Below are 24932 nucleotides of genomic sequence, written 5' to 3' on the forward strand. Positions count from 1 at the left end.
GTCAAGCTTAATTTAGAAATGACGCCGAATAACGGTTACGGCCGTTACCGCGGCTAACAGGCTCAGACCCGCAACAGCGGCGAGACTGGCTTGGTCGTTGGTTTGCGGCAATTTCGCGTTCCGTCGTACCGTTTTAGCCTTGGTTTGCGTTGCCACGACCGGCTTAGCGTGATTGGCTGTCGTGGTTGGCTTAGCTACAGCCTTCTTGGTCGCGGCTTTTTTGGTCGTTGTGGCCTTAGTTGGCTGCTTGGTTGCGGCCTCCTTAGCGGCTTCTTCCTTTTCACGAGCCGCTTCCTCGGCCGGCGTCTCGGTCCCGGTATCGACGTCATCGACCCCGGTACCCGTTCCAGGATCAACAATATCGATGTCCCCGTTTTCGTCGATGTCTCCATCGCCGTCTTTGTCCTCGTTACCGTCCTTATCTTCGTTGCCGACGTTGTTACCGTTCCCGGAGCCGGAATTACTGCTGGACGTGGAAACTTTCCCGTTGGCCTGTTCGGAGTTTGGCGTGCCCGACGTACCGCCACCCCAAGTCATGGTCGCCTGGTTGGTGAAGACGTAGCCGTCGTGGATCACGGACGGGTCATCGACCTTGGTGTAGTAGTCGATGGCGTACATCTGGTCGACGGTATCCTTGAATTTCAGGGTAAATCCATCGCTGGTGTAGTCCACGGTATACTGGTCCGCACTTAACGCTGGGGTTTCCCGCTTGTAAGACGTGTCGGTGACCCAGTAAGCTGGGGAGACCGTAACGTCGTGAATCATGGTCTGGTTGGCCCCAATGGTGTCTTCCACCTTCAGATTCTTCATCTTAAGGCCCCGCCGGTTAACCAAGACCGTCCAGCGTACGGTATCGTTATCCTGGATTTCACCCTTCTTGGAGAGGTTGGCCAGGTTTTCGACGATGTTGATCTTGTCGGGATGGTTGTTCGGGAAGTTCACGTCCTGTTCCCCGTACTTAGTTCCCGCATATTTGGTGGCAATCTTCAGGTCCAAGACCTTATTGTCGAGGTTCTCCACCTTGTCGTTCAGGGTCACTTCAATGCTGTCGCCCCCCTTAGTCACGCTCCCGGTCCCAATCACGGTCTTGCCGTCGGGCCCCGTCACGTCGAAGGTGTCGGTCTTAGACGATTTTAAATTGTCAGGCAACGGGATCGTAATCTTGTCGCCACTATGTAAAGCGATGTTGCCAAATTCTAAGTGATATTCCACGTTGATGGTGTCTGCCATTTTGAAGTCCGGACCGTTGATAACCTTGGCGGACGTGACGTACGGGCTACCGTCGATTGTCGCCGCCTGGGCCAGTGGTGCGCGCCCACACAGGGTCAGTACCAGTAAACCCATCAAAGCGATTAGCCATTTGATGATGCGATGGTTGTTTCGCAAAAAATCCCCTCCTAAAAATTGTTCTTAGGGTTAAGTATACGCGCGCAAGTACCTCCATTTCAATAGCAACCCGCAAACCCGTGCCAAATCGTGTCCGATCAACAAAAAACCGTCGATTGGCTTAACAATCGGCGGTCAAAGCTTCTATTCCGTTAGCAAATTCGCGTGCCCAGGGTCTGCATTTCCTTCTTTAAATCCAAGTCGGATTTCTCTGCGGCCGTGTAGGAGATGAGTCCGACTGCGCTATCCAAGATCCCGCTGTCGTCCTTTAAGACTAACTGGTTGTGGACCCGGTCGAGATTCAGGCCGTTGCCCAGGTAAATCGCGTCGTTTTGGTTCGTCCGCATCTGGTAGCCGGCGTTGTTCTCCATCATTAATTGATAATCGGGATCTTCGGCCGTTAACGCGACCAGCTGGAACTTATTGCCGATGGCACACGACCCACCAATGGTCGAGTACTTGTTCGACCCGTCGTCAGTCACCAGTAATAAAATACTGCCGGCCGTGACGTGGGCTGCCAAATAGTCCTTCGCTGCGTCTTTAATCTTGATGTCCATGTGAAGTCCCTCTTTCTCTGTGCTGACAATTAAATTGTGTACAATTATTTTATACACCGCTTGACCGCATTTGTAAACTCATTAGCTCACAGAAAAAGGGAGAGTGTGCCCAGAGGCGATTTGCTGACGAGCATGAATGTCGTCAGACAGGCAATCCTGAACTTGGATTGTTTGCCTGACGGGATTCAGCGGAATCAGCAGCCTTTGGGTGCACGTTTCGACACCGCCCATTTGGAGAGACAAAGGAGGCCGCGACTTTTGTCACGGCCTCCTTCCGGTCAGTCCTGGTACGCCCGTTGAATCAGGGCGATGACTTCTGCTTCCGATAAATTTAATTTTTTAGCCTCGCTGGTAAAACGACTCACGTACCGGTCGTAGAACTGGGCACGCCGCTTCTCACGGATCATCTCCGCGGCGTTGGCCGTCACGAACATCCCCACCCCCCGGCGTTTCTCAATCATCCCCGCCGCGACCAACTGGTTGATCCCTTTCAGGACGGTTGCCGGATTGATGTGAAATTCTTTGGAGACTTCCGTGGTGGAAGGCACCTGTTCGCCCGCCTGATAGACCCCCGTGAAGATTGCTTCTTCAACCTGTTCGGCCACTTGTAAATAGATGGGTTCTGGACTATCAAAATTAAATCTCATGTTTTATCTCACATTCTTCTTGAACTCGTCTTAATCCCGCGCTACGTCGCGTGGCATGACCAAGTTAAGGTATAACCCCAAGGTAATCACGTAATAAATGACGTACAGCCCGATGAAGATGGCAAAGGTGGTCCCGATTCCCAGATAAGGACTCATGGGTTTGCCCATCAACGGCTTAAACATCTGTAACCCGAACAAGACATCGATTACTCCCATGATACCAGGAATTGCGAATAAAATCCCGATTTCTTTTGCCAGACTACCGCGCATCAAGCCCCGCCGGACTCCGACCTTATTGAGCATCGCGTAACGCCGTAAATCACCGGGGGCGCCGGACAGAATTTTAAACATTAAGCAGGACGCCAGCATGGCTAGAAAGGCAATCCCTAAGAAGTAGCCGATAAATTCCAACCCACCGAAGATTCCGTTCATCATTTCAAACGATTGGTAAGTCCCAATGGTTAACTGAGACGCCGTCTGGGGAAACCGACGTTGTTCGCTGTGGTCAAGTTGTTTCAACACCGTCAGGTCATCGGCCATGTGCTTCACCCGCACCGTGGTGACCCGGTAAGTCGCCCCCTTAAGTTGCTTAAAGGCCGTCGCACTCACGATTTTCGGCGCCGCAAAATCACCTAACTTGTTAGGATTCAACATGATGAAGTCGAGTTGCGTGGCCCCGCTGGTCTTGAACTTGGCCAGGGGTTCCGTGTAGAAGTGTGGCCGACCGTTAGCGCTACTCTGCATGCTCTTGATCAGTTGGAACGGTTGGGCCTTTAATTCGGCCGCGTTGTAGTAGGTGGTCTTGCCCTGAACCTTCTGGGTGTAGGTGGCCTGGTGCGCCACGTGGAGTTGCTTGATCAGACGCTTTTGGTGCGCGTTGGCGTCGTGGACGGCCACCGTGTAGGCCCCCAGTGAATCGGCGGTCATCGGCATTTGCCGGTGGTAGCCGGACCCCACGGTGATGGCGCCCAAGGCCATCGCAAACAGCAACGACACGATGGTCAGCATCCGGGTGTAGTCGTGTACCCGGAAATTCAATTGGCCTAATAAGAAACCGTTGAGCCGCTTTTTAGCCCAGGTCGTCCGCCGTAAGCCCCGAATCACGGCTAGCACGGCCGCGTGGAACAAGAGGTAGGTCCCTAACGTGATGGTGACCAACGCCAGCGGAATCGCCGTCATTTGTAGCTGCTCGATGGCGGCCAGCGCCCAGTACCCCACCGCGAGTAATCCGATACCGATGAGGCCCAAAATGAACTGACGGAACGGCCGGCTCTTGGGTTGGTTGGCCTGTTGGTCGGCGTGTAAAAGTTGTTGGACCGTGGTCCGCATCAACCGCGTCAGGTTAAACAACGACGCCAGGATGAACAGGCCGATGTAGAGGACCGCCGTAAACAGAACGGCCGGCAGATAAAAGGACGTCAGGTGGGCCAGGTGCAACCCCAGTTGGTCCAAGAGAAAGCCGACCAACAACTTGCTGACCACGATCCCCAGCACGATGCCGATGGCCGTGGCGATGGTCCCCAAAATCAAGGTTTCTAAGAAGACCAGCTGACCGACCCGGCGGCGTTTAGCCCCCAGCATCATGAACAACCCGTAATCGTGCTGTCGCATGCTCAGTAAGAATGAGTTGGCGTACATAATGTAGACAATGGTAATTAACGCCAATAGAACCGCCCCGAAGCCAAAAACCACGCTTGCGGATTTGACCACGGCATTGGCCTTGATGAAGGCCTGGTTGGTCGCGAGGTTGGCGAACATGTAGAAGATGGCCGCCGACATGGTCAGCCCGGCCAGTAAGACCAGGTAATCGCGGCGCCGGTTCTTCACCCCGGCTAAAGCTAATTTCGTTAACATCTGTTGCGTTCCCCCTATTCGCTAAACGTCCCCAGTTCGGTCAGGACTTGTTGGTAAAAGTCCTTGCGGTCCAGCTCCCCCCGCTTGAGTTCGGAGCCAATCTGCCCGTCCTTGATAAACAAGATGCGTTGGCAGAAGCTGGCGGAGAACGGATCGTGAGTCACCAGTAACACGGACATGTGCTGGTCGCGGTTGATCGTGGTCAGTAAGTCCAATAACTCGCGCGCACTGGTCGAATCCAGCGCCCCGGTGGGTTCGTCCCCCATCAAGATCGACGGTTGGTGTACGATGGCCCGCGCGGCGGCGACCCGTTGCTTCTGACCCCCGGAAAGTTGCGCCGGGTACTTCTTTAAGAGGTCCGTAATCGATAAGGTCGCGGCCACGGCTTGAATCGCCTGGTCCATGACTTTCGACGGCGTGCCTTGTAAGGCTAACGGCAGGCCGATGTTTTCCTCGGCGGTCAGGCTTTCCAGCAGGTTAAAGTCCTGGAAGATGAACCCGACTTCTTGGGCCCGAAAGTCCGAAAGTTGGTTGCCCCGCATCTTGGTGACGTCGTGACCGTTGACAATCACGTCCCCCTTGGTGGGCGTGTCCAGCGTGGACAACATGTTCAGTAAAGTGGTCTTCCCCGAGCCCGACGCCCCCATGATGCCGACAAATTCCCCCTCGGCTACCGAGAAGTTCAAGCCCTTTAAGGCGGTGTATGGCCGTTCACCGGCCTTACCGTAGGTTTTTTCTAAATGATGCACGTCAACGACTGTCTTCGTCATGTTGATTTTCCCCGTTTGTTAGTTCATTGGTTAGTTACTTGTGTAATTAACTATACTGCTGAAATTTGAAAAGTCAATAAGTAATTTTAGCTAACGGCGGTGGTCGGGGGCGATTACTAGGGTCCCGGCCTCGTTGGGTGTAAACTTGATTTGTATTGAATGAACCAGGAAAGGAAGGATTTTTAGCATGAAACAACTTAACTTGGGTGGTACCGATTGGCAAGCCTCCGCCGTCGCCCTGGGCATCATGCGGATGGCCGATCTTTCAGTCGCGGACGCCGCTAAGGCCCTGGAAGCCGCTCACGACGCGGGCATCACCTACATCGACTCCGCGGACATTTACGGGGACGGTGCGTCAGAGAAGAAGTTCAAGGAAGCCTTGGCTGCCTCGAACTTGTCTCGCGACGACTTTTACATTCAATCTAAAGGGGGCATCGTCTTAGACCCCGCCCGCAGTCACGACGGCTTGGTCTTCGGGAAGCGTTACGACTTCTCCAAGCAACACCTCTTGGACGCCGTGGATGGCATTCTCTCCCGGATGGGCGTGGACTATCTAGATGCGTTCTTGCTGCACCGGCCGGACCCATTGATGGAACCTGAAGAAGTGGCGGACGCCTTCAACACGCTCCAACGTGAAGGTAAAGTACGGCACTTTGGGGTTTCCAACTTCAACGTTCAACAATACCTGCTGGTCCAAGACGCGGTCGACCAGAAGTTGATGTTCAACCAACTGCAATTTGGGCCCGCCCATACCGGCATGATCGACGCCGGCATGCACGTCAACATGGAAGACAAGTGGGCCGTCGATCACGACGGGGGCATGCTGGAATTTGCCCGGCGCCATCACGTCACCATTCAGGCTTGGTCTCCGTTCCAATACGGTCTCTTCGCTGGAATGATCATCAACGATCCGAAATATCAAAAGTTAAACGACGAACTGCAGAAGTTGGCCGATAAGTACGGCGTTTCCAAGAACGGCATCGTGATTGCCTGGATCTTGCGGCACCCGGCTAACATTCAGGTCCTGTTGGGGACCATGAATCCCGCTCATATCGCCGACAGCGCGGCCGGTGCGGACGTCACGTTGACCAAGCAAGAATGGTACAACGTCTACTTCGCAGCGGGCAACACGTTACCTTAATTACCGTTGTTTGGGTTTCCCCATCTGGGGTAGCCCAACTGGCTAAAACCAAACGGATACGTTAAAATTCATTAATCTAAAAATTCGACCAGCTGAACGGCTGATCGAATTTTTTTATAGTTATTTAAAGCTTGGCCATGCTAAAATTCGCATAAGGAGATGATTATTCCTAGGCAAACCGATTCTTGGTGTGACTAATCTAAGAAAAAGTCGCTTTTTGCACTGATTTTTTAGCGATGAAGGCGTACGCAATACGCTCAATAACAAAGTCAGATATTGTAGAGGAGCTTGACGATGTCATTCAAAAAGGTATTGCCTCTGATGAGCGGCCTATTGATTATTAGTGTGGGGTTAGGTGCTTGTGGACAAGCAACCACCAAAACAAAACACAAGACCAGTACGGCGGCCCAAGTGGCAAAAGCGACCAAACAGACCGTCACCAAGGCAGACGTGACCAACGCCAAAAAGTTGTTAATCAATCACAAAAAATGGCGCTACAACGCGACTAATAAAGTGTACTATCAAGTCGGCATCAAATATGGCACGAAGACCACAAGTAGCACGTACGAATCGATGGGCATTTTTATTCCAGCTAAGTACGTCAAAGCCAAGACTAGCGGTCATCAAACTTACACGATTACGTTCAACCGCAAAGCCAAGGTCAAAGGCTACACAGCCAAAACTGCACCAATCGTCATGCCGGTCAATACCCCCGGTTACGCGGCCCAAGCAGCACCAACGGGTTACGATAGTAGTGCCAACAAGTATACTAAGGCCGGCTTTATCTATGTTGCCGCCGGGTGTCGCGGCTTGAATCAGTCTGATAAATCTAATGGCTCATCGCCCTGGGGGGTAACCGACTTAAAAGCAGCCGTCCGCACCCTCCGTTTAAATCGCCAGAACATTGCGGGGAATACGAATCGGATCTTTACGTTCGGCCACAGCGGTGGTGGTGCGCAAAGTGCTTTGATGGGGGCCACGGGTGATAGTAAAAAATACACCACTTACCTAAAAGCCATCGGTGCCCCGTTAGCAACGACCACCGGCAACGCAACTAGTGACGCGGTGGCCGGTGCGATGGCGTGGTGCCCCATTACCAGTCTAGACACGGCTAACGAAGCTTATGAGTGGAATATGGGCCAATATTCCAACTCCGGAACGCGCAAACAAGGGACGTGGACCAAAGCGTTGTCAAATGATATGGCAACGAGTTACGCGCAATACATTAATAAATTAGGTTTAAAAGATGCTAGCGGTCAGACACTAACCCTCAAGAAATCGGCTAATGGCATCTACACCTCGGGAAGCTACGCAACGTATTTGAAAAAAGAAGTCGAACAATCACTGAATAACTTTTTGAAAGATACCACCTTCCCGTATAAAGCAACCAGTAATGAAGGGCCAAGTAGCGCGGCCACGCAAACTTCAGGAAAGAAACCTAGTGGCAGTAAACCAACCGGCGCCACCAAGAGTGGGAGCAAGCCTTCCGGGAGTGCCCCGACTGGTGGAACGACCTCTAGTGGCAAAACTTACAAAACGGTCACGGCATATATTAAGTCGTTAAACAAAAATGGCAAGTGGATCACGTATAATGCCAAGAAAAACACCGCCACGATCACCAGTATGAAGGCGTTCGTCAAGCACTGTAAGACGGCTTCAAAGGACGTTGGCGCATTTGACGGTTTGACACGGCAACAAACGGAAAACAAACTATTTGCGACCAGCGGAAGCAGTGCTAATCACTTTGACTCAACGATTAGTAACTTATTAACGACCAATCAAGCTAAGTACGCCAAGTTAAAAAATTATAAAACCAGTTACGCGAAGGCTTATCGCGCAGACTTAAAGAAGACTGATGCGCAAGGCAGTTCAATGCAAACGCGACTGAATTTGTATAATCCACTGTACTACCTGACTAATTATTACGCTGGGTATAACACGAGTAAAGTTGCCAAGTATTGGCGAATTCGGACCGGTATTAACCAAAGTGACACTGCGTTAACCGTCGAAACGAATCTGGCCTTGACGTTACAACAAAATCAACAGGTTAAGAGCGTTGATTTTGCGACCGTTTGGGGACAGGGACACACGGAAGCGGAGCGTACAGGCAATAACGAAACGAACTTTATTAAGTGGGTCAATCAAAGTTTAAACTAATTGGGGTCTAGAAACGGTAGCTTGACCGTCACAACCCCTAACCGCATTTAATTAAAAAAGAATCTTCAATTGACTAAGTCAGCCGGTTGAAGATTCTTTTTTATTGATTCCGTTCTTAGCGTTGCCTACACAATTTCTCAGTGGTGATTATTTTCGCTTACACCCCAAAACCGGCGTCCCCCTGAACTGCGAGGCGCCGGTTAGTTTAGTTTGAATTTAGACGGTCGCTCCCGTCATTTTGGAGTCGCGATAAACCGTACTCCCCACCAGTTCACCGGGTGCGGGGACTGGTGCGTGACCAACGGCGTAACGGTCAACGCCACCCCATGCGGCAAACGATAACGGGTCATTGGCAAGGTCGTCACGTGGCGAACCACCACAGGCCAGTGCGAACCGGCAGTCTGGAACCGCCAGACCTGATGCGGTAACGTTAGCCGTTGAATATTCTGTGGCCGGCCCCGGTAGACCCACTGTTTGTTGGCCGTGACGTACCGGCCGTTGGTCAGCTGGTAGCGGGTGGTCTGCCCGTGGCGGACTAAGCGTTTGACCGCCAAGTGCTGGCCCTGCCGGTAATGTAAGTGCCGGCCGGCAAGTTTGGCCGTGTGGTACCCGTTGATGCCGCGGGCGTTGATCACCGTAATCACGTGGGTCCGTTTGTGGTGCTGGTAGTAGGTCGGCTTAACGTACGCGGACCGCGTCGTGATATACCCCACTAACCCGTACGTTGGTGAGTAGCGGTTGATGTCGCGCACCTTGTACCGCAACGTGCCGTGGGCGGAGTGGGTCCGCCCCAGCACCTCAAACATCGGCTGGTGGGTCCGGGCCCGTTGCGCGTACCAGGTCAACCGAGTGTGCCGACTAAAGTTGGGCGAGCGGTACAGGCCCAACTTCTTCACGCCGGTGACCCGGAACCGTTTGAACCGAGGGTGCTTAGTCGTAAAGTGGTGGGCTTGATGGCCCCCGGTGTGGACCAGCTGACTCCCCTGACCCGCAACGATTTGGGGACTCAGCGGCGTCGGTTGTGGCCGGGAGGTGCCTAACGGCGATGTTGGGGCCGCATTCCCGGCACCTGGGGCCGGCACGACCGGTAGCGGTTGGTTGTGCGCCGCAGCGAGGCTTTGGCTGGCGAGTGCCGACTGGGTCTGCTGTGACGCTAAGCTGAGACTGGTATCGGCTTGCGACGTTGCGACACTTTCGCTAGTCTGCACCGATTGTACCCGTTGTGACGCGAGACTCAGGCTGGTGGCGGACCGAGAAGCCACCACGCTCTGACTGGTCTGCGCCGACTGAATCTGTTGCGACGTGGTGCTCAAACTCGTGGCGGCCGTAGAAGTGGCCTGGGCCACGCTTGCCAAAGCGTGGGCTTGTTGGCCCATGCTGTGGGTTGCCGTGGCCAACGAGGCTGCTAAGCTCATGGCGGCGCGGGAACGGTCCGCTAAACTCCGCTCGGCTTCAGCCACACTGACTTGGGCCAGTGAATGTTGCGACTGGCTGTTGGTCAGCAGGTCACTGGTGGCCCCGGCCGCCTGCGTCAACAGACTGGTGACCTGGCTTTGTTCCCCTGGCGTCGCGGCTTGGTGATCTTGGGTTAAGCTCAGGGAGGCCGTTGACGCCGCGCTGAGTTGACTGATGGTGGTCGCCAACGAACTCAACAGGCTTTGGGCGCCGGACTGTAACTGACTGGCCGCCGACGTTAATTGCGTCACGACCGATTGCGATTGGCTGGTCAACGAAGCCTGAACCCGACTGCGGGACGCCACGACGCTGGCCGCCTGTTCGGCGGATTGCCGGGTGGCCGAGGCCGCACTCAAACTAGTCTGGGCCGACTGCGCGAGTTGGCTGGTCACGGTAGACAGGTGGGCGCTCAGGCTAGCGGCCACCGAGGTCCACGTACTATGCGCCGATGGTGCCGAGGCGGTGTGGTCGACCATTTGCGAAGCTTGAACACTCTGACTCGCCAAGGCCGACAGTGAGTGCTGGGACTGGACCACCGCGGTACTGCGCAGTTGGCTATCCTGAAGTTGTAAGCTATCTTGTACCGAGGTCGTCACGGATTGCCGTTGAGACGCCGCGGACGCTTGGGACTTTAGCTGACTATCAATCTGGATTTGCTGGCTTAATTGGCTGGCGACTTGGACCGACAACGACAGGCTCGCGCTGGTCGACGCCGCTTGGCTGGCCAGGACGACCAAGCTAGTGCTGGTCAGACTCCGCCGCTGAGTCAACGACTGGAGCGCCTGACTGACCGCATGGATCGCCCGTTGTGCGCTGGTGAGCGCGGAAGTCTGGGCTTGCCACCGAGCCGACTGGTCGCTAGCACTAGTCGCGGCTTGGGAAAGTAACGAAACATTAGCCTGCAACGCCTGCGAGGTCAGGCTTTGGCTGGCCGAGGCCAACGAAATCTGCGCCCAATCCTGGTCGAGACTGACGCTGGTCTTCGCGACCGACAACAGGCTGAGACTGGTCAAGACGCTGTTCAACGCCAATGATGATTTGATTTCAACGGGTTGCTGGGCTAAGACGCCCTGCTGGAAATGGTCGCCCGCCGTGACCTGGGCCGTCATGGAGGTCGCCGACCGTTGAAAGTCTTGTGCGGCGGCCGCACTCGCCTGCGCCTGCGCGGTGACCGTGGCTTGGTCGGTACGACTCTGTTGGGCCACGGCTAGTTGGGCCTGGGCCAACGCTAAACTGGTTTGGGCCTGCTGATCCGTCAATAATAGGCTGGTCGCGCCGTCTAGCACCGACGTGGCGACCAAACTCTCCCGTTGGGCCGTCACCAGACTCTGCGTGGCCGCATCCGTTTGGCTCTGAGCACTAAGGCTGGTTTGGGCGGAACCCAGTGCGCTGAGTTCCGCCGCCGGAACCTGGGCCTGCTGGGCGAGACTTTGCTGAACCTGCGTCCAAGCGGAGACTTGACTCTGGCCAAACGCGGACTGTTCGCTCAAACTCACGTCCACGAGGGAACGCTGACTGGCGGCTTGGGCCAACGACTGGTGAGTCGTCGCCGTAAGCTGGGTGGTCAAACTCGTGACTGATGGTTGGGCGGCGGTCTCCTGCTCCCCTTGCGCCGCAACCTGTTCGGCCTGGTGCTGAGCCGTAGTCAGCAACCCGTTCTGGTGGGTCACCAGTGCCTGGGACTGGTGGCGCCAATCCTGATAACTGGTCGATTGTCCGGCCACTTGTTGCGACACGTCGGCCGACACACTGGCCGTGGCCTGGGACATGACGGCTGAAACGCTCTGGTTAGCGGACTTCAAGCTGGCAGCCATCGAGGTCAAGGTGTGGGCCATGGTGGTACTCTCCGCTTGTTGCGCGTGCCAGTCAGTGAAGGCGCGTTGCTCACTTTGCGATTGCTCGCTAGCGCTGGTCTCGTAGAGTGACGTGAGGGCTTGCCCCGCCGCGTTAACGCTTGATTGTTCGGCTTGATCGATTAGGGTCAGAGACAGGACCGACTCGGCGTTGGATAGGCTGAGGCTGGTGGCCGAGAGGGAGTCCAGGCTCAAGCTGACGGCCGCGCTGGTCAACGACGCTTGGCCCGCTGAATCGGTAGCCGGCTGGGCTTGGCTAGTTTTCTGCCAAGCGGTGACCGCCTGCCCTAGCGACTGTTGTGCCGTTTGAAAATCGTGCTGCCGGGCGTTAATTTGCTGGGTCATCGATTGCTGACTGGCGACTAACTGGTGACGTTGTGAACTCACGGACTGGCTGACTTGGGCCAATGACGTTCGCGCATCATCAGTCGTCGCCAGAACAGACAAGCTCCGCAGGCTATCGGCCGTGCTGGCATCCCCCTGGCTGGTCGATTGGTCCGCCAACTGCGATAATTCCGCGACATTCTGCTCACTCAGCTGGCTCAGACTCGTGGCCGCCGAATTGGCCGCAGTCACCTGCACCGCGGGGGCCTGGGGATTAGCCGTTAAACTAGCCTGAATCACCGACCAGGTCGACTGTTGGGTCCATTCCACCAGGGAAGCCGCGCTCAAACTCGTGTGGATCAACGACCACTGGGCGCTGGTTTGGGCCTGAGACTGCTGCCCCGCGGTCGCTAGAGCCAGTGATAAACTGGCTTCTTGTTTCAAGTGTTGGGGTTGGGTCCATTGGGCCTGATCCGTTTGACTGCGCTGAGCCAGGTCGTTGCTGGTCGTGACCAATTCTGTTTGCCGGTGAGCGGCGGCTTGTTGCTTTTGCGTCTGTTGTAAGGCGCTTTGACTTTGCATGGATTCAATCTGACTCACGCTGGCGAGGGCCCGCGACGTCAACTCACTCGCCACGGTCGAAACACTGGCGAGGGCACTTTGCACCCGCTGACTGAGCTGAGCCGTGGCCTGACTTTGGGCCAGTACGCTGGTCTGGGCCGTCTGCCCCGCGTCACGGTCTCGCTGGGCCGCGGAACTGACCATTGACGTGCTAGCGTTAGCCAACGAGATCAACGACGTCAGCGCCGGCCCCCATTGCGATTGTTGGTCCAAACTCGTTTGAATCAGCGACGTTTGCGAGATGAGGACCTGGGCCGCTTGGCTGGTCAGGGAAACGGAATTGGCAATCTCATGTTGCCCCGCCTGCACTAGGGCCAGCGACTGGTCGGCGGTGGGCGTCGTCTCGGCTTGGCTATCCCGCGTGTAGGCGGCTTGTTGACTGGCCAACGATTCGGCGCCCGCGCTAAGCGACTGGGACGCCTGGGCGATCACCCGCGATTGTGAGGCGGCCGACTGGCTTAGCCGTTGCGACAAACTCCCCACGGTGGAACCCAGGCGACTGTTGCTGGCTTGTTGGCTGGCTAAGTCGGAGGCAGCTGACTGACTATCCCGCGCGGCTTGGCTCAACGCTTGCGAATAAGTCGACTGTTGAGCCGTCCACTGCGAGTTTCGCTGATCAGCGGCCGTACTGAGGCTTGCCTGAGCCGACGTAAACGCTGATTTCTGGGCCGTGGTCAGGTCGGGCCGGGTCAGACTTTGGGAAATGTCGGCAATCTCTCGCGACCCAAAGTTGTCAGCCGCACTCAGACTGGTCTGGACAACCAGACTCTGCTGGCTGGCCTGCTGCGTCACCCGATTGCTCAGCGACTGACGTTTAGCCGTGGCCTGACTCTGGGAACGACTGGCCTGGCTGTAGGCCTGCGAGGCCGTCGACAGCTGGGACTGGAGACTTTGGAAATGTGCGTTCAACTGACTGATTTGGCTATCTGCCGACTGCGATGCACTGACTAACGACGCCTGACTCTGCGCAATCACGCTCAGCGATGCCTGCGATTGGGAAGTCAGACTTTGCGACTGGTCCGCCGAGAAAACGCTGGCGATGTTAGATTCGACTTGCCGCATACTGGTCAATGACTGCTGATTGGCCACCGATTGTTGGGCAACGCTGGCCTCGGCCCGGGACAATTCGGAGGCGAAACTGACCGCTGAAGCACTGCGCTCGCTGACGCTGGCGACGACTTGCGATTGACTGGCGGTAATCAACGAGGCCTGCGACAACGACCCGGTAACGCTCAACGACTGGTCCAAGGAAGTTTGCTGCTGGAGGTGGTCACTCGTATGCGCATGCGCCACCAACGCGTCGCTGACCGAAGCGGTCTTCTTACTCAACTCAGCCAGCGATTGTTCAATCTTATTCTCAATATCTTTATTTGGCTTCACCATCTGTGCAAGATTGGCCGACGCGTCCGACGCAATCGTTAATTGGCTCGCCACGGCTTGCGACTGATCAATCAGACTCTTTTGCAAATCGGCTAACGAGCTCAGTTGACTCTGGTGAGACGACGCGACTTGGGACTGACTCGCGATCAGGCTAGCTCCGGAACCAACCTGTGAGGCGATCTTTGACGCCACCTGACTGGTTTGGCGACTCTGCGATGTTTCGTTGTCGATAGCCTGACTTCGGGACTGGCTAGCCGCCGCGACCTGACTCTGTTCGGCTGACTGGGATTGACTGAGTTGGTGATTAATTTCGGACTGACTCGCGGACAGAGACGCTGATTGTTGGCTCAGACTAGCCACTCCCTGGGAAGCTAGTGAGGCCTCATTAGACGACACGTGCAGCGCCTGGCTCAATGACTGGACCACCTTGTGAGTCTGGTTCTCCGTGGCCGCTATGTTGCGCGAATCGCTGGCCACGTTGCGTGAATCCAGCGCGCTGTTAGCCGAGGCCAGTTGGTCCACTAAGCTGTTAGTCGAATTTTCTAACGAGGTGACGATCGACTGGTCAGATGCGGACTGGGTCGTGAGGCTTTGCTCCTGACTGGCGACGGAGGTCAACTGACTGTTGGCCGAAGCCGTCGCATCACTGGCCGAAGATTCACTGTCGGTCACCAGGCTAAACGACTGACTTTGAGTCGTCAATGAGTCCATTGTTGCGGTCGAGGTCTCCTGCGAGATCACATTAACCATAGTCGTTGCCGTGACCTTTTGTTGACTGGTGGGGTCGGTAAGGGTCAGGTTTACGGACTGGGAACCCATCGTCGCCCAATCATGCGGGTCCATTGTAATCTGACGATGATCAATTGCATTTTTCTGGTCATCGGTGGCCGAAACGACCAGCTCGTCGATAGTTGGTGCCTGCCCCTGGACAACCGTGGCTGGTTTGAGCACCAGGTGAGGTAAAAAACGACCGTTTTGCGCCTGTTGTAGATTAAAGGTTCCTGTCACCTTGGCTAAGTCGTCTTCTGTAGGAAGCTTGTCACCATTTTGAAGTGTGGCTGTTGAGGACGTGAGTTGGTCGATAACGTACGCAATCCCGTCTTGGTTTAAGTGGTACTTATACGAACCAACATGAGTGGCATTCTTATCTACCGTGAGGTACTGTTTAGCAATCCCCAGGGTCTTCGATTTTCCGTCCGCCCAACTCACCGTCAGGGCCGTATCCGTTAATTGGTCGCTCGCTGGCTGCCGGTTATAGGTCCCGTACTGGGTACCGAGTTGCGATAACTGGGCGTTTTTACTCAGGGTATAGGTAAACGTCACTTGGGGAATACCGTCGGACGTCACCGTTTGCTGACCCGCAACCCAACCGGCAATCGACGGGGCCTTGATGTTCACGTCCCGCCCAGCCAACGTATAGTACACGGAACCATACGTTGGGTCCGTTGTTGCGGTAACACCGAGACTGGCGTATAGCTTGGCTTGCACATCCTTGAAGCGCTTATCAGCTGATTGAAAGACCAGATGGATCGGTTGGAGTTGGGACTGGTAACCCTTGCTGAAAATTTGGCCGGATTGCACATCGTTGGGATCGACGGTTGGAACCGGTTCTCCACCCCATTTAGGAGAAACATAATTTAAATATTTATTAGCCGTTCCATCATTTTTAAAACTGCCTTCATCCATTTTGGCTTGGTCAACCGACTGCATTAAACCGTTAGCTAATTTACCATAATGTTCTTTTGCAAATGTCTTACCAGCGGCTAAAGCATTCTTGGCAGCCGTTAGCTCATCTTCGTAAATATTTTTATAATTACGAATTAGCATTGACCCAAAAAGGCTATCCTTCACAGCAAAGTTGTCAAGGTCCATTCCCATATTAAATATCCCTGGGACATCAGCGTTAAAGCTCTCAGTTAATTCCTTATTGGTCTTATCGCTGATTGGTTTATCATCTTTATTTTGTAACACCTGCTGATCAGCCAATTGCATGGCCAAATATGCCACGTTTTTATTCCGTAGGTATTTATAAATCAGACTGTAATTGTTTAAATCAAATTTATTGCCATCTGCCGGATTTACAAAACGATATTGCGACTGTTTCTTCAAAATCTCATCGTCAGACAAGGCTGGGGCTTGCTGATAATCCGCAATTACTGCCTGAATGGCTTGATATTCACTATTATAAATCTTTGTAATCACTTGCCGTACGCCGATTCCATTGCGATTATAAGACTTCGCCGAACCAAAAGAATGCGTAACATTATCAACTAGTATTTGCTTCTTTTCATTATCTGATAACGGAGCATTGTCTGGATCAGGAGTCTTGATTAGCGAAGCATTAACTTCATCGATAATTCCTGCAACCGTGGTCTGAGGAGCATTTCTCTGAGCATCTATCCCCGCTTGCTTAACAACTAACGTAATCAGTTTTCTATACCAAGCATATCCCGCCGCTTGTGCCACCTGTGACAACGGAACTTTGCCAGTCCCATCGTCCAAAATCGATTGCGGATTACTTTCCGAATATCCTGGGGTTCCAGAATAAGGAGACCTCACCCTAGTCGCCGGTCTTCCATTAAATGCATCCGTTAACGCTTTAGAGGCCCCAATTGACCAATTTCGTTCAATCGCATTTTGAGCATTCATCCGAATGCCTTCATAAACATTTTGGATGATTGACGTTCCTAAAACATCATATAGTCCGATATCTTGAAGCATTTTTGTAACATTGACGTTTAAATTTACGGCATCCTTCAACAGATTCGGTGCATAGTCCCCATCCTTAATATGCCCACCAATAGCCCGCACATCTGACAAGGCTTGATGCGCAACTCCGTTAATAATAACTGGCGCCACAATGGACGTATAAAAGTTAATCGCATTGACTGCACTGTCCACATCGGGATTAGCTACATTATGGGGATTTCCCTCGTACTTTAAAATGTTACCCGCATAGTTATTTGTCGTGAAAATTCTTTTAAGCCATGTTAGGAATGTAGTACCAGCTGCACCCGCTTGTCCTAAAAGTCCAGAATTACCTGCTAACTGAGTCCCATCATAATGTCCATAGTTAATTAACCCATCAGCTACACTGGTATCTTTCGATTGAGCTTTGGCCTTAATTCCGGTAACCCAATCGCTGATTCCTTCGGCAAAACTGCGGAGATAGTCTGCATAGCCCAAATTAAAGTCATGGTAAATTAGATTATTGGCTGCTGATTTTCCAATTACGCCGTTGTACCACACCGGTGTCCCATACGGGTCATTATATTGAAAATCCTTTTTCTGATAGAACAGATCCATTAAGTCAGCCATTTTTTTGATGTTTTTCGTAATCGTCTCTGAGACCCCTTGAATCGACGGGTCCATCAAAATATGTAGGATGCCCAGTCCCCCGGTTGACGTGAAGTGCGCCACGATATTGCTAATTTGGCTACTAGCTTCAGTTTGGCCTTTGTTGTAAGACGCTACATCAACTTTAGCGCTTGGATCCGGCACATACTTCTCAAACGAAAAGGCATAAGCCTGGGGCGCTACCGGAACCTTCCGCGCGGCCTCACTAAACGTCGTAGAATTAGCGGTCGCCTGGGAGTCCACCACCGACTGGTCACTCGTACTTAGACTGGTCGCAGTCACCGCGTTACTCTGGTCGGTTTCCTCCGCTGCCATTAATTCCACTGACTCACTGGTGCTTGTCGACGTAGCACTCACTGCACTACCACTCACGTGACTTTGACTTACCGCCACACTAGACGTGGTTCCACTCGCACTCGTTGTTGTTTCGGCGCTGGGCACCTCACTGGCGCTTTGCGACGTGGCTGGGATGGTCATTGACGTCTGGGTCGCCGTCACGTCCTCTGGTGCGACCTGCTGCCCCGCCCCCGGCGTCAACGTTTGGGCCTTCGCCGTCGTTGCTGTGAGCGCACTGCCCCCCAGCAGCCCACTCAGGATTGAAATCCCCGCTATCAGCCATCGTCTTCCTGCTTTATACATCTTAAAATGCGTCTTACAGTTATTCTGAAAGAGCGCCGATTGCTTCTTTGGATTTAATCCTTTCATGTGAGTCTCCCCTTTTTTAACCACCTTACTAGTGTTGATAATACCATGTTCTCCCCTGAATAGTCCGCCTGGTGTTGTATAATTAGTTCAATAAACCCCGGTATAACAGCATTTATAATCAAAACGTCAACGGACCATTCCGATTCTCAGTCTGATATAAAACGGATAATCACTAAAATTAATTTATAAATATTGGCAGCCAACGCATTTATGGTCACTTTCCCGACCATTTTTAATTATTCTCTTGGCCTATGAACCACTTCTTCACCCACTAAATTATTTTTAAAATCCCCCTTGTCTTTTTCGGATTTGGTGTTATGATGAAGTTGTTCTTAAGGGCGAGTGATTACTCGCTCGATAAAAAGAAGGGAGATCTTATGATGTTCACGACTAGTTTTTGGATTCTTGCCATTTGGTTGATTGTTAACGGGATTTGGACTTGCTTTGCGACGCATAATCAATCTCTCATGAAGTGGTTCGCTTGGATCAACGTCATCGCCATCGTCTGGGGCTTCTGGGCCTTCTACGGTGCCGCCAGTGTCACCGCACTGTCCGGCTGGTTCATGACGGTCAACTGGGTCAACGTCATCCTCGCGATTTGCCAGTTCTACCTGGGTTATCGCAAGAGTGGCCACATCGCTCAGCAACACTAGCCTCACCCCCTCACGCTAAAACGGGTAACGCCTGACAAGACGTTACCCGTTTTGCTTATTTTCAGCTAGAATAGACCTAAGATCTAGTTAGGAGCGACTCACCATGCCCAATAAAAAAATCCTCGCCGAGTTTCCCGCGGCGGTCAACGCCACCAAGGACCTCACTCAAAAACAAAAAGACGTCTTAATCACCAGTATCCAGCTCTTCGCCAAACAGGGATACGCCAACACCAGCACGCACCAAATCGCCGTGGCGGCCCACCAATCCGAAGGGACCATGTTCAAGCACTTCAAGTCCAAGGCCAACATCCTACGCATCGCGTTGGACCCCATCATCCACCAAATCATCCCCGACATCTTGGACGAACTGAAACAAGAGACCCTGCAACAGCCCATGACCAACCTGCACGACTTTCTGGAATTCTTCGTCCGTAACCGGATGGCCTTCGCCGCCGAAAACCAGGACGCCATCAAGGTCTTTCTCAGCGAGCTCCTCTATAATGAAGACTTGCGCGCCGAATTCTTGACCAACGCCCCGGCCAGCTTCGTCAACACCTTTAAAACGGTGATTGCCGACTTCCAACGCCGCGGCTTAATGGTTGACTGGCCCTTCCCCATCGTTTTTCGGCACATCATGTCCGTGCTGGGCGGTTACGTGATGGACCGCTACATCCTCTTTCCCGACCACGACTGGGACGACGACCAGCAGGCCCACTACCTGGTACTGGCCCTCGAAAGGGTCCTCAGTGCCTAGGTACGTGCTATACTAAGACTTAACCATCAAAGGAGGGGTTCCCATGCCCGAAAAAACCTACCATATCGGCGTTGAAGCCACCATCGACGTTATCGGTGGCAAGTGGAAGCCAGTCATCTTATGCCATTTACGCCACCAGACCATGCGGACCGGTGAGCTGTCCCGGGCGATCCCCCAGATTTCCCAGAAAATGCTGACCCAGCAACTCCGCGAACTGGAACACGACGGCATCATCACCCGGCAAGTCTTCAAACAAGTGCCACCCAAGGTCGAATACGCCCTGTCCCCCTACGGCGAAACGCTGGTGCAAATTCTGCACGAACTTTGCTTGTGGGGCGAAGACAACGTTGAACGCCGACAGGCTAACGGCGAAGATGTCCAGATTTTAGACCGAGAAAATGTTCCGAATTAATTAATCGTTTATCAAATGATTAATTATTTTTGGCCGCCGGCACCTTATCAGTTGACTATCCCCCAACCCTTTTGTACGCTAAATCTAACTAAGAAAACTGGAGGGATTTAACATGTCAATCGATCCACGCCGTGCTCAAGATGTCTGGAAAGATGCCGGGGAACACGTTCAATTCACCGTTTTAAAGTTCAACCGTCAAGACCCACAACACGAACGCGAAGTCTTCCAAGAATTCGCCGACCGTTCCCAGGCCATCGTGCGTTCTTTGAAGATTCGTGACGCCAAGCCGGAGACCGGCTCACAACTCAAGGTCTCCATCGGGATCAGTAGCACCGCTTGGGATTACCTGTTCCCGGACGCCCCAAAGCCAGCCGAACTGGAAACTTTCACCACCTTGAAGGGACCGAAGTACGAGATGCCCGCTTCCGAAGGCGACCTGTTCTTGCACATTCGGGCCAGTGACAACGCCGTGGTCTACGAAGCCCAAACCCAATTCCGGCGCGTGCTGGAAGACGTGACCACCGTGGTCGATGAAACCCAAGGCTTCCGTTACTTTGAAGGTCGGGCCATCATCGGCTTCATCGACGGGACCGAAGCACCAGCCATCGAAGACGCCGCGGACTACGCGTTAGTCGGCGACGAAGACCCGACTTTTGAAAACGGGTCCTACGCCTTCGCACAGAAATGGCAACACGACATGCCCGTCTGGAACCACCTCAAGACCGAAGACCAAGAAAAGGCCGTGGGACGGGAAAAGTTCAGCGACTACGAACTCGACGACGCCGATAAATTCAAGAACGCCCATAACGTGGCGTCTAAATTTACCGAAAACGGTGTCGAACAAAAGATTGTGCGGATGAACGTGCCTTATTCCACCCCTGCTGGTGGGAACACCGGGACCTACTTCATCGGGTACGCCCGGCACTGGAAGGTCACTAAGGGTATGCTGACCAACATGGTCGAAAAGGGCGACTACCTGTTGTCCTTCTCCAAGCTGTTATCCGGCCAAGCCTTCTTCGTGCCATCCCGCGACTTACTCGCCAAGATGGCCGAAGACGAATTCCACTAAACACTACCGGTAAATTTAAACTGAACCCAAAATAACGTGCACCGCTGGAATGAGCAGTGCACGTTATTTTTATCGTCTTAATAATTAGTTGACTAACCTTACGAAAGGGAGCTGCGATTGACCGTGACCGTAGTCCGCTTAATCGTGGCGGTCGTGCGGACGGTCGACTTAACGGGTTGGGCCCGGCTGGCCGCAATCAACGTGGCTTCGGCGGGAATCCGCCCCTTTTGTTGCATGGACGCCACTTGATGGTAATCAATTGGCTTCGCGATTTCTCCCTTGGGAACGTTCGCGTTGGGTAACTCGGAAGCGGCTCTTCCCGGATCAATCAAGTCGTCCACCGCAGCCAGGGTCGCCGCGAGCCAGACGCCTTTCAACTTATGAGATTTCGAGTGTTCACCACGCAAAGTCGCTTGTTGCTCTGGGGTTAATCCGTTCATTTAATACCGCCTCCATTGATTGACCGAACCATTTTTCACCCTTAGTCTAGCACATTCACTATGATTAAAATTATATTAGACGCAATTAATTACTGCCCAAAATAATCCATTTGGATATGAAAAAGGTCACCCAGTTCACACTGAGTGGCCAATTTTTATCACCTGATTATTGTAAACGTTCTCCCGCTAATAAATGCTGCTGACTAGCGTTGACGTCGTGGTGGTTCGCCGTCACGTACCCCCCGGAGACTCGATAACGTAGTGTACCATTGTTACTATAATTCCATCCAAGAACTTTGATCGTTTGGTGCCGGGCGTAGTGTCGAGCTGTGGACGACTGGAAGTTCACGTCGCGATATAGGTTGGCGCCGTAGGTCACGGTCAGTCGGCGCGGGTACTTCAACCGACCGGCGTACACGAACTGTTTATTGGTCGTGATGTACCGTCCGTTGGTCAGCTGATATCGCGTCGTCAGATGGTGCGTGACGATCCGCTTGATTTTCAGCTGTTGCCCCTGCCGGTAATGGGCCACCTTACCTGTCAACTTCGCCGTCCGGTAGCTATTGATTCCCCGCGGATTAATCACCGTAATGGTCTTGATGCGGTCCACTTGGGTGTGGTAGGTCCGTTTCACGAAGGCGTGGCGGGCCGTGATGTAGCCGGTCATGCCGTAGGTCTTCGAGTGATGGTTGACGTCGCGCACGTGATAGCGTAATACGCCATATTTCGAGGTGGCAACGCCGATAACCACGAATTGGGGTTGCCGCGACCGCGGTTGCTTAGCGTACCAGGTCAAGCGGTTCGCCGCCGTAAAGGTCGGTTTCCGGTACAGCCCGAGCTTCTTTGCCGCGGAAACGCTAAACCGTTTGAAGTGGGTCGGCCGGGCTAAGGCGCTCCCCTCCGATAACGAAGCGGTCGAGGTCACCGTTGGCCGGGGTGTCTGGTTCTGGCTTTGACTCGCTTCCGCCGAACGACTATCCTCACTTTGCGCAACCGACTGACTCAACGCCTGGGAAATGGCGGCACTCCGACTCCGCGATTGCGACTGGCTCTGTTGCCGGGACCGGCTCTGGCTTGCCACCGCCGCGGCACTCGCGCTGCGCGATTGTGAGGTCGAAGCTCTCTGCGAGTTCTCGAGACTTGTGGCTAAGGACTCACTAGCGGATTGCGAAAGGCTTCGAGATGTGGATTGTGACTGTAGTGCCGCACTTTCTGCCGAAGCAATGCTGCGTGACGTTGATTCGGATTGCAATGCCGCACTTTCCGCCGAAGCAATACTACGCGACGTTGACTCTGATTGCGAGGCTGCACTTTCCACCGAAGCAATACTGCGTGACGTTGATTCGGACTGCGAGGCCGTACTTTCCGCCGAAGCAATGCTGCGTGATGTCGATTCGGATTGCAATGCCGCACTTTCTGCCGAAGCAATGCTGCGTGACGTTGATTCGGACTGCGACGCCGCACTTTCCATTGAAGCAATGCTACGCGACGTTGATTCGGACTGCGACGCCGCACTTTCCGCTGAAGCGATGCTGCGCGATGTCGATTCGGATTGCAATGCCGCACTTTCTGCCGAAGCGATGCTGCGTGATGCCGATTGTGATTCTGACGTTGAAAGTGAGGCCTCTTGCGACTTCAAAATCGATGTTGACGTTGAAGCTTCTTGGGACTTAAGTGTCGACAACGACTTTGCCACCGATAACGAAACTGCACTCGCGCTGGCCTCCGCCACGGAAACCGACGCCGCGGCACTCGCCAACGAAGCCTTGCGGGCCGACAAACTAGTCGCACTCGCCGACTCGTCATTGGCCAAACTCTCAACCGAATCGGAGGCCTGTTGTTCGCTAGTCACGGACAGCGAGGTCAGCGAAAGCGACGCGACGGATGCCGCCAACGAAATGCCGCTTAAACTGGTTAGAGCAGACGTATATTGGGACTGCGCCGTGCTCAAACTTGGTTTGTCCCCGTTGAGACTATCTAGCGCCGCCGACTGTGCCTGATTGAGCGTACTTAAGGACGTCAATGAGGCCTCGACCGTGCTTAACGATTGACTGGCGTTGGCCAAACTCTCAACCGACGCAACGACTGCCGAGTTTACCGTCGAAGCGCTGGCTGATTGCTGAGCCAAACTAGTCAGCGATTCAGAATTCGACTGCGACTGTCCTGCCAATTCGACCGACCGACTATCAGCCGCGGAGCCTCGTTGACTCGCCACGGTCGATAACGACGCAACCTCCCGACTCTGTTTAAGACTCGCCGACTGGATGGCCTTTGAATCTAACGTGACCGACCACTGGCTCTGGTCCTGGCTAATTCGTTGCGACAAACTGGTTTCGGACTCGGAAACACTAGCTTCTTCCCGACTAGCTTCATTCGCACTCTTTGCTAAATCGACGGCCGATTGCGACGCTGCCGAGATCACTTGATTGATTGAAGCAACACTAACTTCATTGGCGCTGACCGAGGCCACGCTAGCTGCCCACTGGCTATCCTGTTGTGATTTTTGCGTCGAGGCCGATGCTACCTGTGATTTCAATGTCGAAAGTGAGGCCACTTGCGATTTCAAAGTTGACGTCGAGGCCGAAGCTTCTTGCGACTTCAACGTAGAAAGCGAGGCTTTTTGTGATTCCAATGTCGACGTTGACGCCGACGCTTCTTGTGACCTAAGTGTCGACAATGACTTTTCCACTGATAGCGAAAATTCACTCGCGCTGGCCTCCGCCATGGAAACCGATGCCGCGGCACTCGTCAACGAATCCTTACGAGCTGACAAACTAGTCGCACTAAGCGACACGGCGTTAGCCAAACTCAAGACCGAATTGGAAGCTTGTTGCTCGCTAGTCACGGACAACGAAGTCAGCGAGAGCGACGCGACGGATGCCGCCAATGAAACGCCGCTCAAACTAGTTAAGACCGACGCATATTGGGACTGCGCCGTGCTCAAACTGTGCTTGTCCCCATCCAGACTATCTAATGCCTCCGACTGTGCTTGATTGAGCGTACTCAAGGACGTCAACGAATCCTCTATAGATTGCAAAATCTGACTACCACTAGCCAAACTCTCCGCCGAAGCCACAACTTCCGAGCTTACCGTCGAAGCACTGGCCGATTGTTGAGCCAAACTCGTCAGCGATTCAGAATTCGACTGCGACTGTCCTGCCAATTCGATTGACCGGCTATCAGCCGCGGAACCACGTTGGCTTGCCACGGTTGATAACGACGCAATCTCCTGACTCTGTTTAAGACTCGCCGATTGAACCGCACCTGAATCTAACGAAACCGACCACTGACTCTGGTCCTGGCTGATTCGTTGCGACAAACTGGTTTCGGACTCGGAAACACTAGCTTCTTCCCGGCTAGTTTCATTAACACTCTTCGCCAAATCGACGGCCGATTG

At 53.6% G+C, this 24932-nt stretch carries 16 protein-coding genes and 1 pseudogene; 8 read left to right on the forward strand and 9 right to left on the reverse strand.

The window, feature by feature from the left end; all coding sequences use genetic code 11:
* Positions 1-12 precede the first annotated feature (12 nt).
* From FD38_RS09725 to FD38_RS09745, 5 genes are all read right to left on the reverse strand, one after another.
* Positions 13-1386 carry an Ig-like domain-containing protein gene (locus tag FD38_RS09725; protein WP_225430787.1) on the reverse strand — a complete coding sequence of 458 codons (1374 nt, stop codon included), beginning with the start codon at positions 1384-1386 and terminating at the stop codon, positions 13-15.
* Positions 1387-1538: 152 nt separating this feature from the next.
* Positions 1539-1943 carry an iron-sulfur cluster biosynthesis family protein gene (locus FD38_RS09730; protein WP_057733707.1) on the reverse strand — a complete coding sequence of 135 codons (405 nt, stop codon included), beginning with the start codon at positions 1941-1943 and terminating at the stop codon, positions 1539-1541.
* Positions 1944-2221: 278 nt separating this feature from the next.
* On the reverse strand, positions 2222-2590 hold the full coding sequence (locus tag FD38_RS09735) for a GntR family transcriptional regulator (protein ID WP_057733709.1): 369 nt from the start codon (positions 2588-2590) through the stop codon (positions 2222-2224).
* Between the two features lie 30 nt (positions 2591-2620).
* On the reverse strand, positions 2621-4444 hold the full coding sequence (locus FD38_RS09740) for an FtsX-like permease family protein (protein WP_057733711.1): 1824 nt from the start codon (positions 4442-4444) through the stop codon (positions 2621-2623).
* 14 nt (positions 4445-4458) lie between these two features.
* Complete coding sequence (locus tag FD38_RS09745; RefSeq protein WP_057733713.1) at positions 4459-5214, reverse strand: ABC transporter ATP-binding protein; 756 nt, start codon at positions 5212-5214, stop codon at positions 4459-4461.
* 187 nt (positions 5215-5401) lie between these two features.
* Between FD38_RS09745 and FD38_RS09750 the strand changes: the two genes are divergently transcribed.
* Both FD38_RS09750 and FD38_RS09755 read left to right on the forward strand, forming a co-directional pair.
* Positions 5402-6355: an aldo/keto reductase gene (locus FD38_RS09750; protein WP_057733714.1), complete on the forward strand. Its 954-nt coding sequence runs from the start codon at positions 5402-5404 to the stop codon at positions 6353-6355.
* 294 nt (positions 6356-6649) lie between these two features.
* A complete protein-coding gene (locus FD38_RS09755) occupies positions 6650-8512 on the forward strand; it encodes a subtype A tannase (protein ID WP_057733716.1) in 1863 nt (620 codons plus the stop codon).
* 233 nt (positions 8513-8745) lie between these two features.
* Here FD38_RS09755 and FD38_RS09760 read toward each other — a convergent pair whose 3' ends face one another.
* The gene (locus tag FD38_RS09760) at positions 8746-16347 is read right to left on the reverse strand and encodes a DUF5776 domain-containing protein (protein WP_057733718.1); all 7602 of its coding nucleotides are present in this window, start codon (positions 16345-16347) and stop codon (positions 8746-8748) included.
* 1704 nt (positions 16348-18051) lie between these two features.
* A pseudogene (locus tag FD38_RS13145) lies at positions 18052-18207 on the reverse strand (KxYKxGKxW signal peptide domain-containing protein); the annotation flags it as partial.
* Positions 18208-18587: 380 nt separating this feature from the next.
* Between FD38_RS13145 and FD38_RS09765 the strand changes: the two are divergent.
* The 4 genes from FD38_RS09765 to FD38_RS09780 all read left to right on the forward strand — a co-directional run bounded on the left by FD38_RS09765 (position 18588) and on the right by FD38_RS09780 (position 21095).
* Positions 18588-18860, forward strand: coding sequence for a hypothetical protein (locus FD38_RS09765; RefSeq protein WP_057733812.1), 273 nt, complete (start codon positions 18588-18590; stop codon positions 18858-18860).
* 103 nt (positions 18861-18963) lie between these two features.
* Entirely contained in the window at positions 18964-19614 is a 651-nt protein-coding gene (locus FD38_RS09770; RefSeq protein WP_057733720.1) for a TetR/AcrR family transcriptional regulator, read from the forward strand.
* Positions 19615-19657: 43 nt separating this feature from the next.
* Entirely contained in the window at positions 19658-20026 is a 369-nt protein-coding gene (locus FD38_RS09775) for a winged helix-turn-helix transcriptional regulator (protein WP_057733722.1), read from the forward strand.
* A gap of 112 nt (positions 20027-20138) precedes the next feature.
* On the forward strand, positions 20139-21095 hold the full coding sequence (locus tag FD38_RS09780; protein ID WP_057733724.1) for a Dyp-type peroxidase: 957 nt from the start codon (positions 20139-20141) through the stop codon (positions 21093-21095).
* A 98-nt stretch (positions 21096-21193) separates the two neighbouring features.
* Here FD38_RS09780 and FD38_RS09785 read toward each other — a convergent pair whose 3' ends face one another.
* Together FD38_RS09785 and FD38_RS12845 are read right to left on the reverse strand one after the other, a co-directional pair.
* On the reverse strand, positions 21194-21535 hold the full coding sequence (locus FD38_RS09785; RefSeq protein WP_057733726.1) for a hypothetical protein: 342 nt from the start codon (positions 21533-21535) through the stop codon (positions 21194-21196).
* Between the two features lie 166 nt (positions 21536-21701).
* Entirely contained in the window at positions 21702-22616 is a 915-nt protein-coding gene (locus tag FD38_RS12845; RefSeq protein WP_162254320.1) for a DUF5776 domain-containing protein, read from the reverse strand.
* Positions 22617-22677: 61 nt separating this feature from the next.
* Here FD38_RS12845 and FD38_RS12850 point away from each other — a divergent pair, with 61 nt between their 5' ends.
* Both FD38_RS12850 and FD38_RS12855 read left to right on the forward strand, forming a co-directional pair.
* Positions 22678-23535 carry a hypothetical protein gene (locus FD38_RS12850; RefSeq protein ID WP_162254321.1) on the forward strand — a complete coding sequence of 286 codons (858 nt, stop codon included), beginning with the start codon at positions 22678-22680 and terminating at the stop codon, positions 23533-23535.
* Between the two features lie 426 nt (positions 23536-23961).
* Positions 23962-24528, forward strand: coding sequence for a hypothetical protein (locus FD38_RS12855; protein ID WP_162254322.1), 567 nt, complete (start codon positions 23962-23964; stop codon positions 24526-24528).
* The last annotated feature ends 404 nt before the right edge of the window (positions 24529-24932 follow it).

The sequence above is a fragment of the Levilactobacillus zymae DSM 19395 genome, from assembly GCF_001434115.1.
Taxonomy (GTDB): Bacteria; Bacillota; Bacilli; order Lactobacillales; family Lactobacillaceae; genus Levilactobacillus; species Levilactobacillus zymae.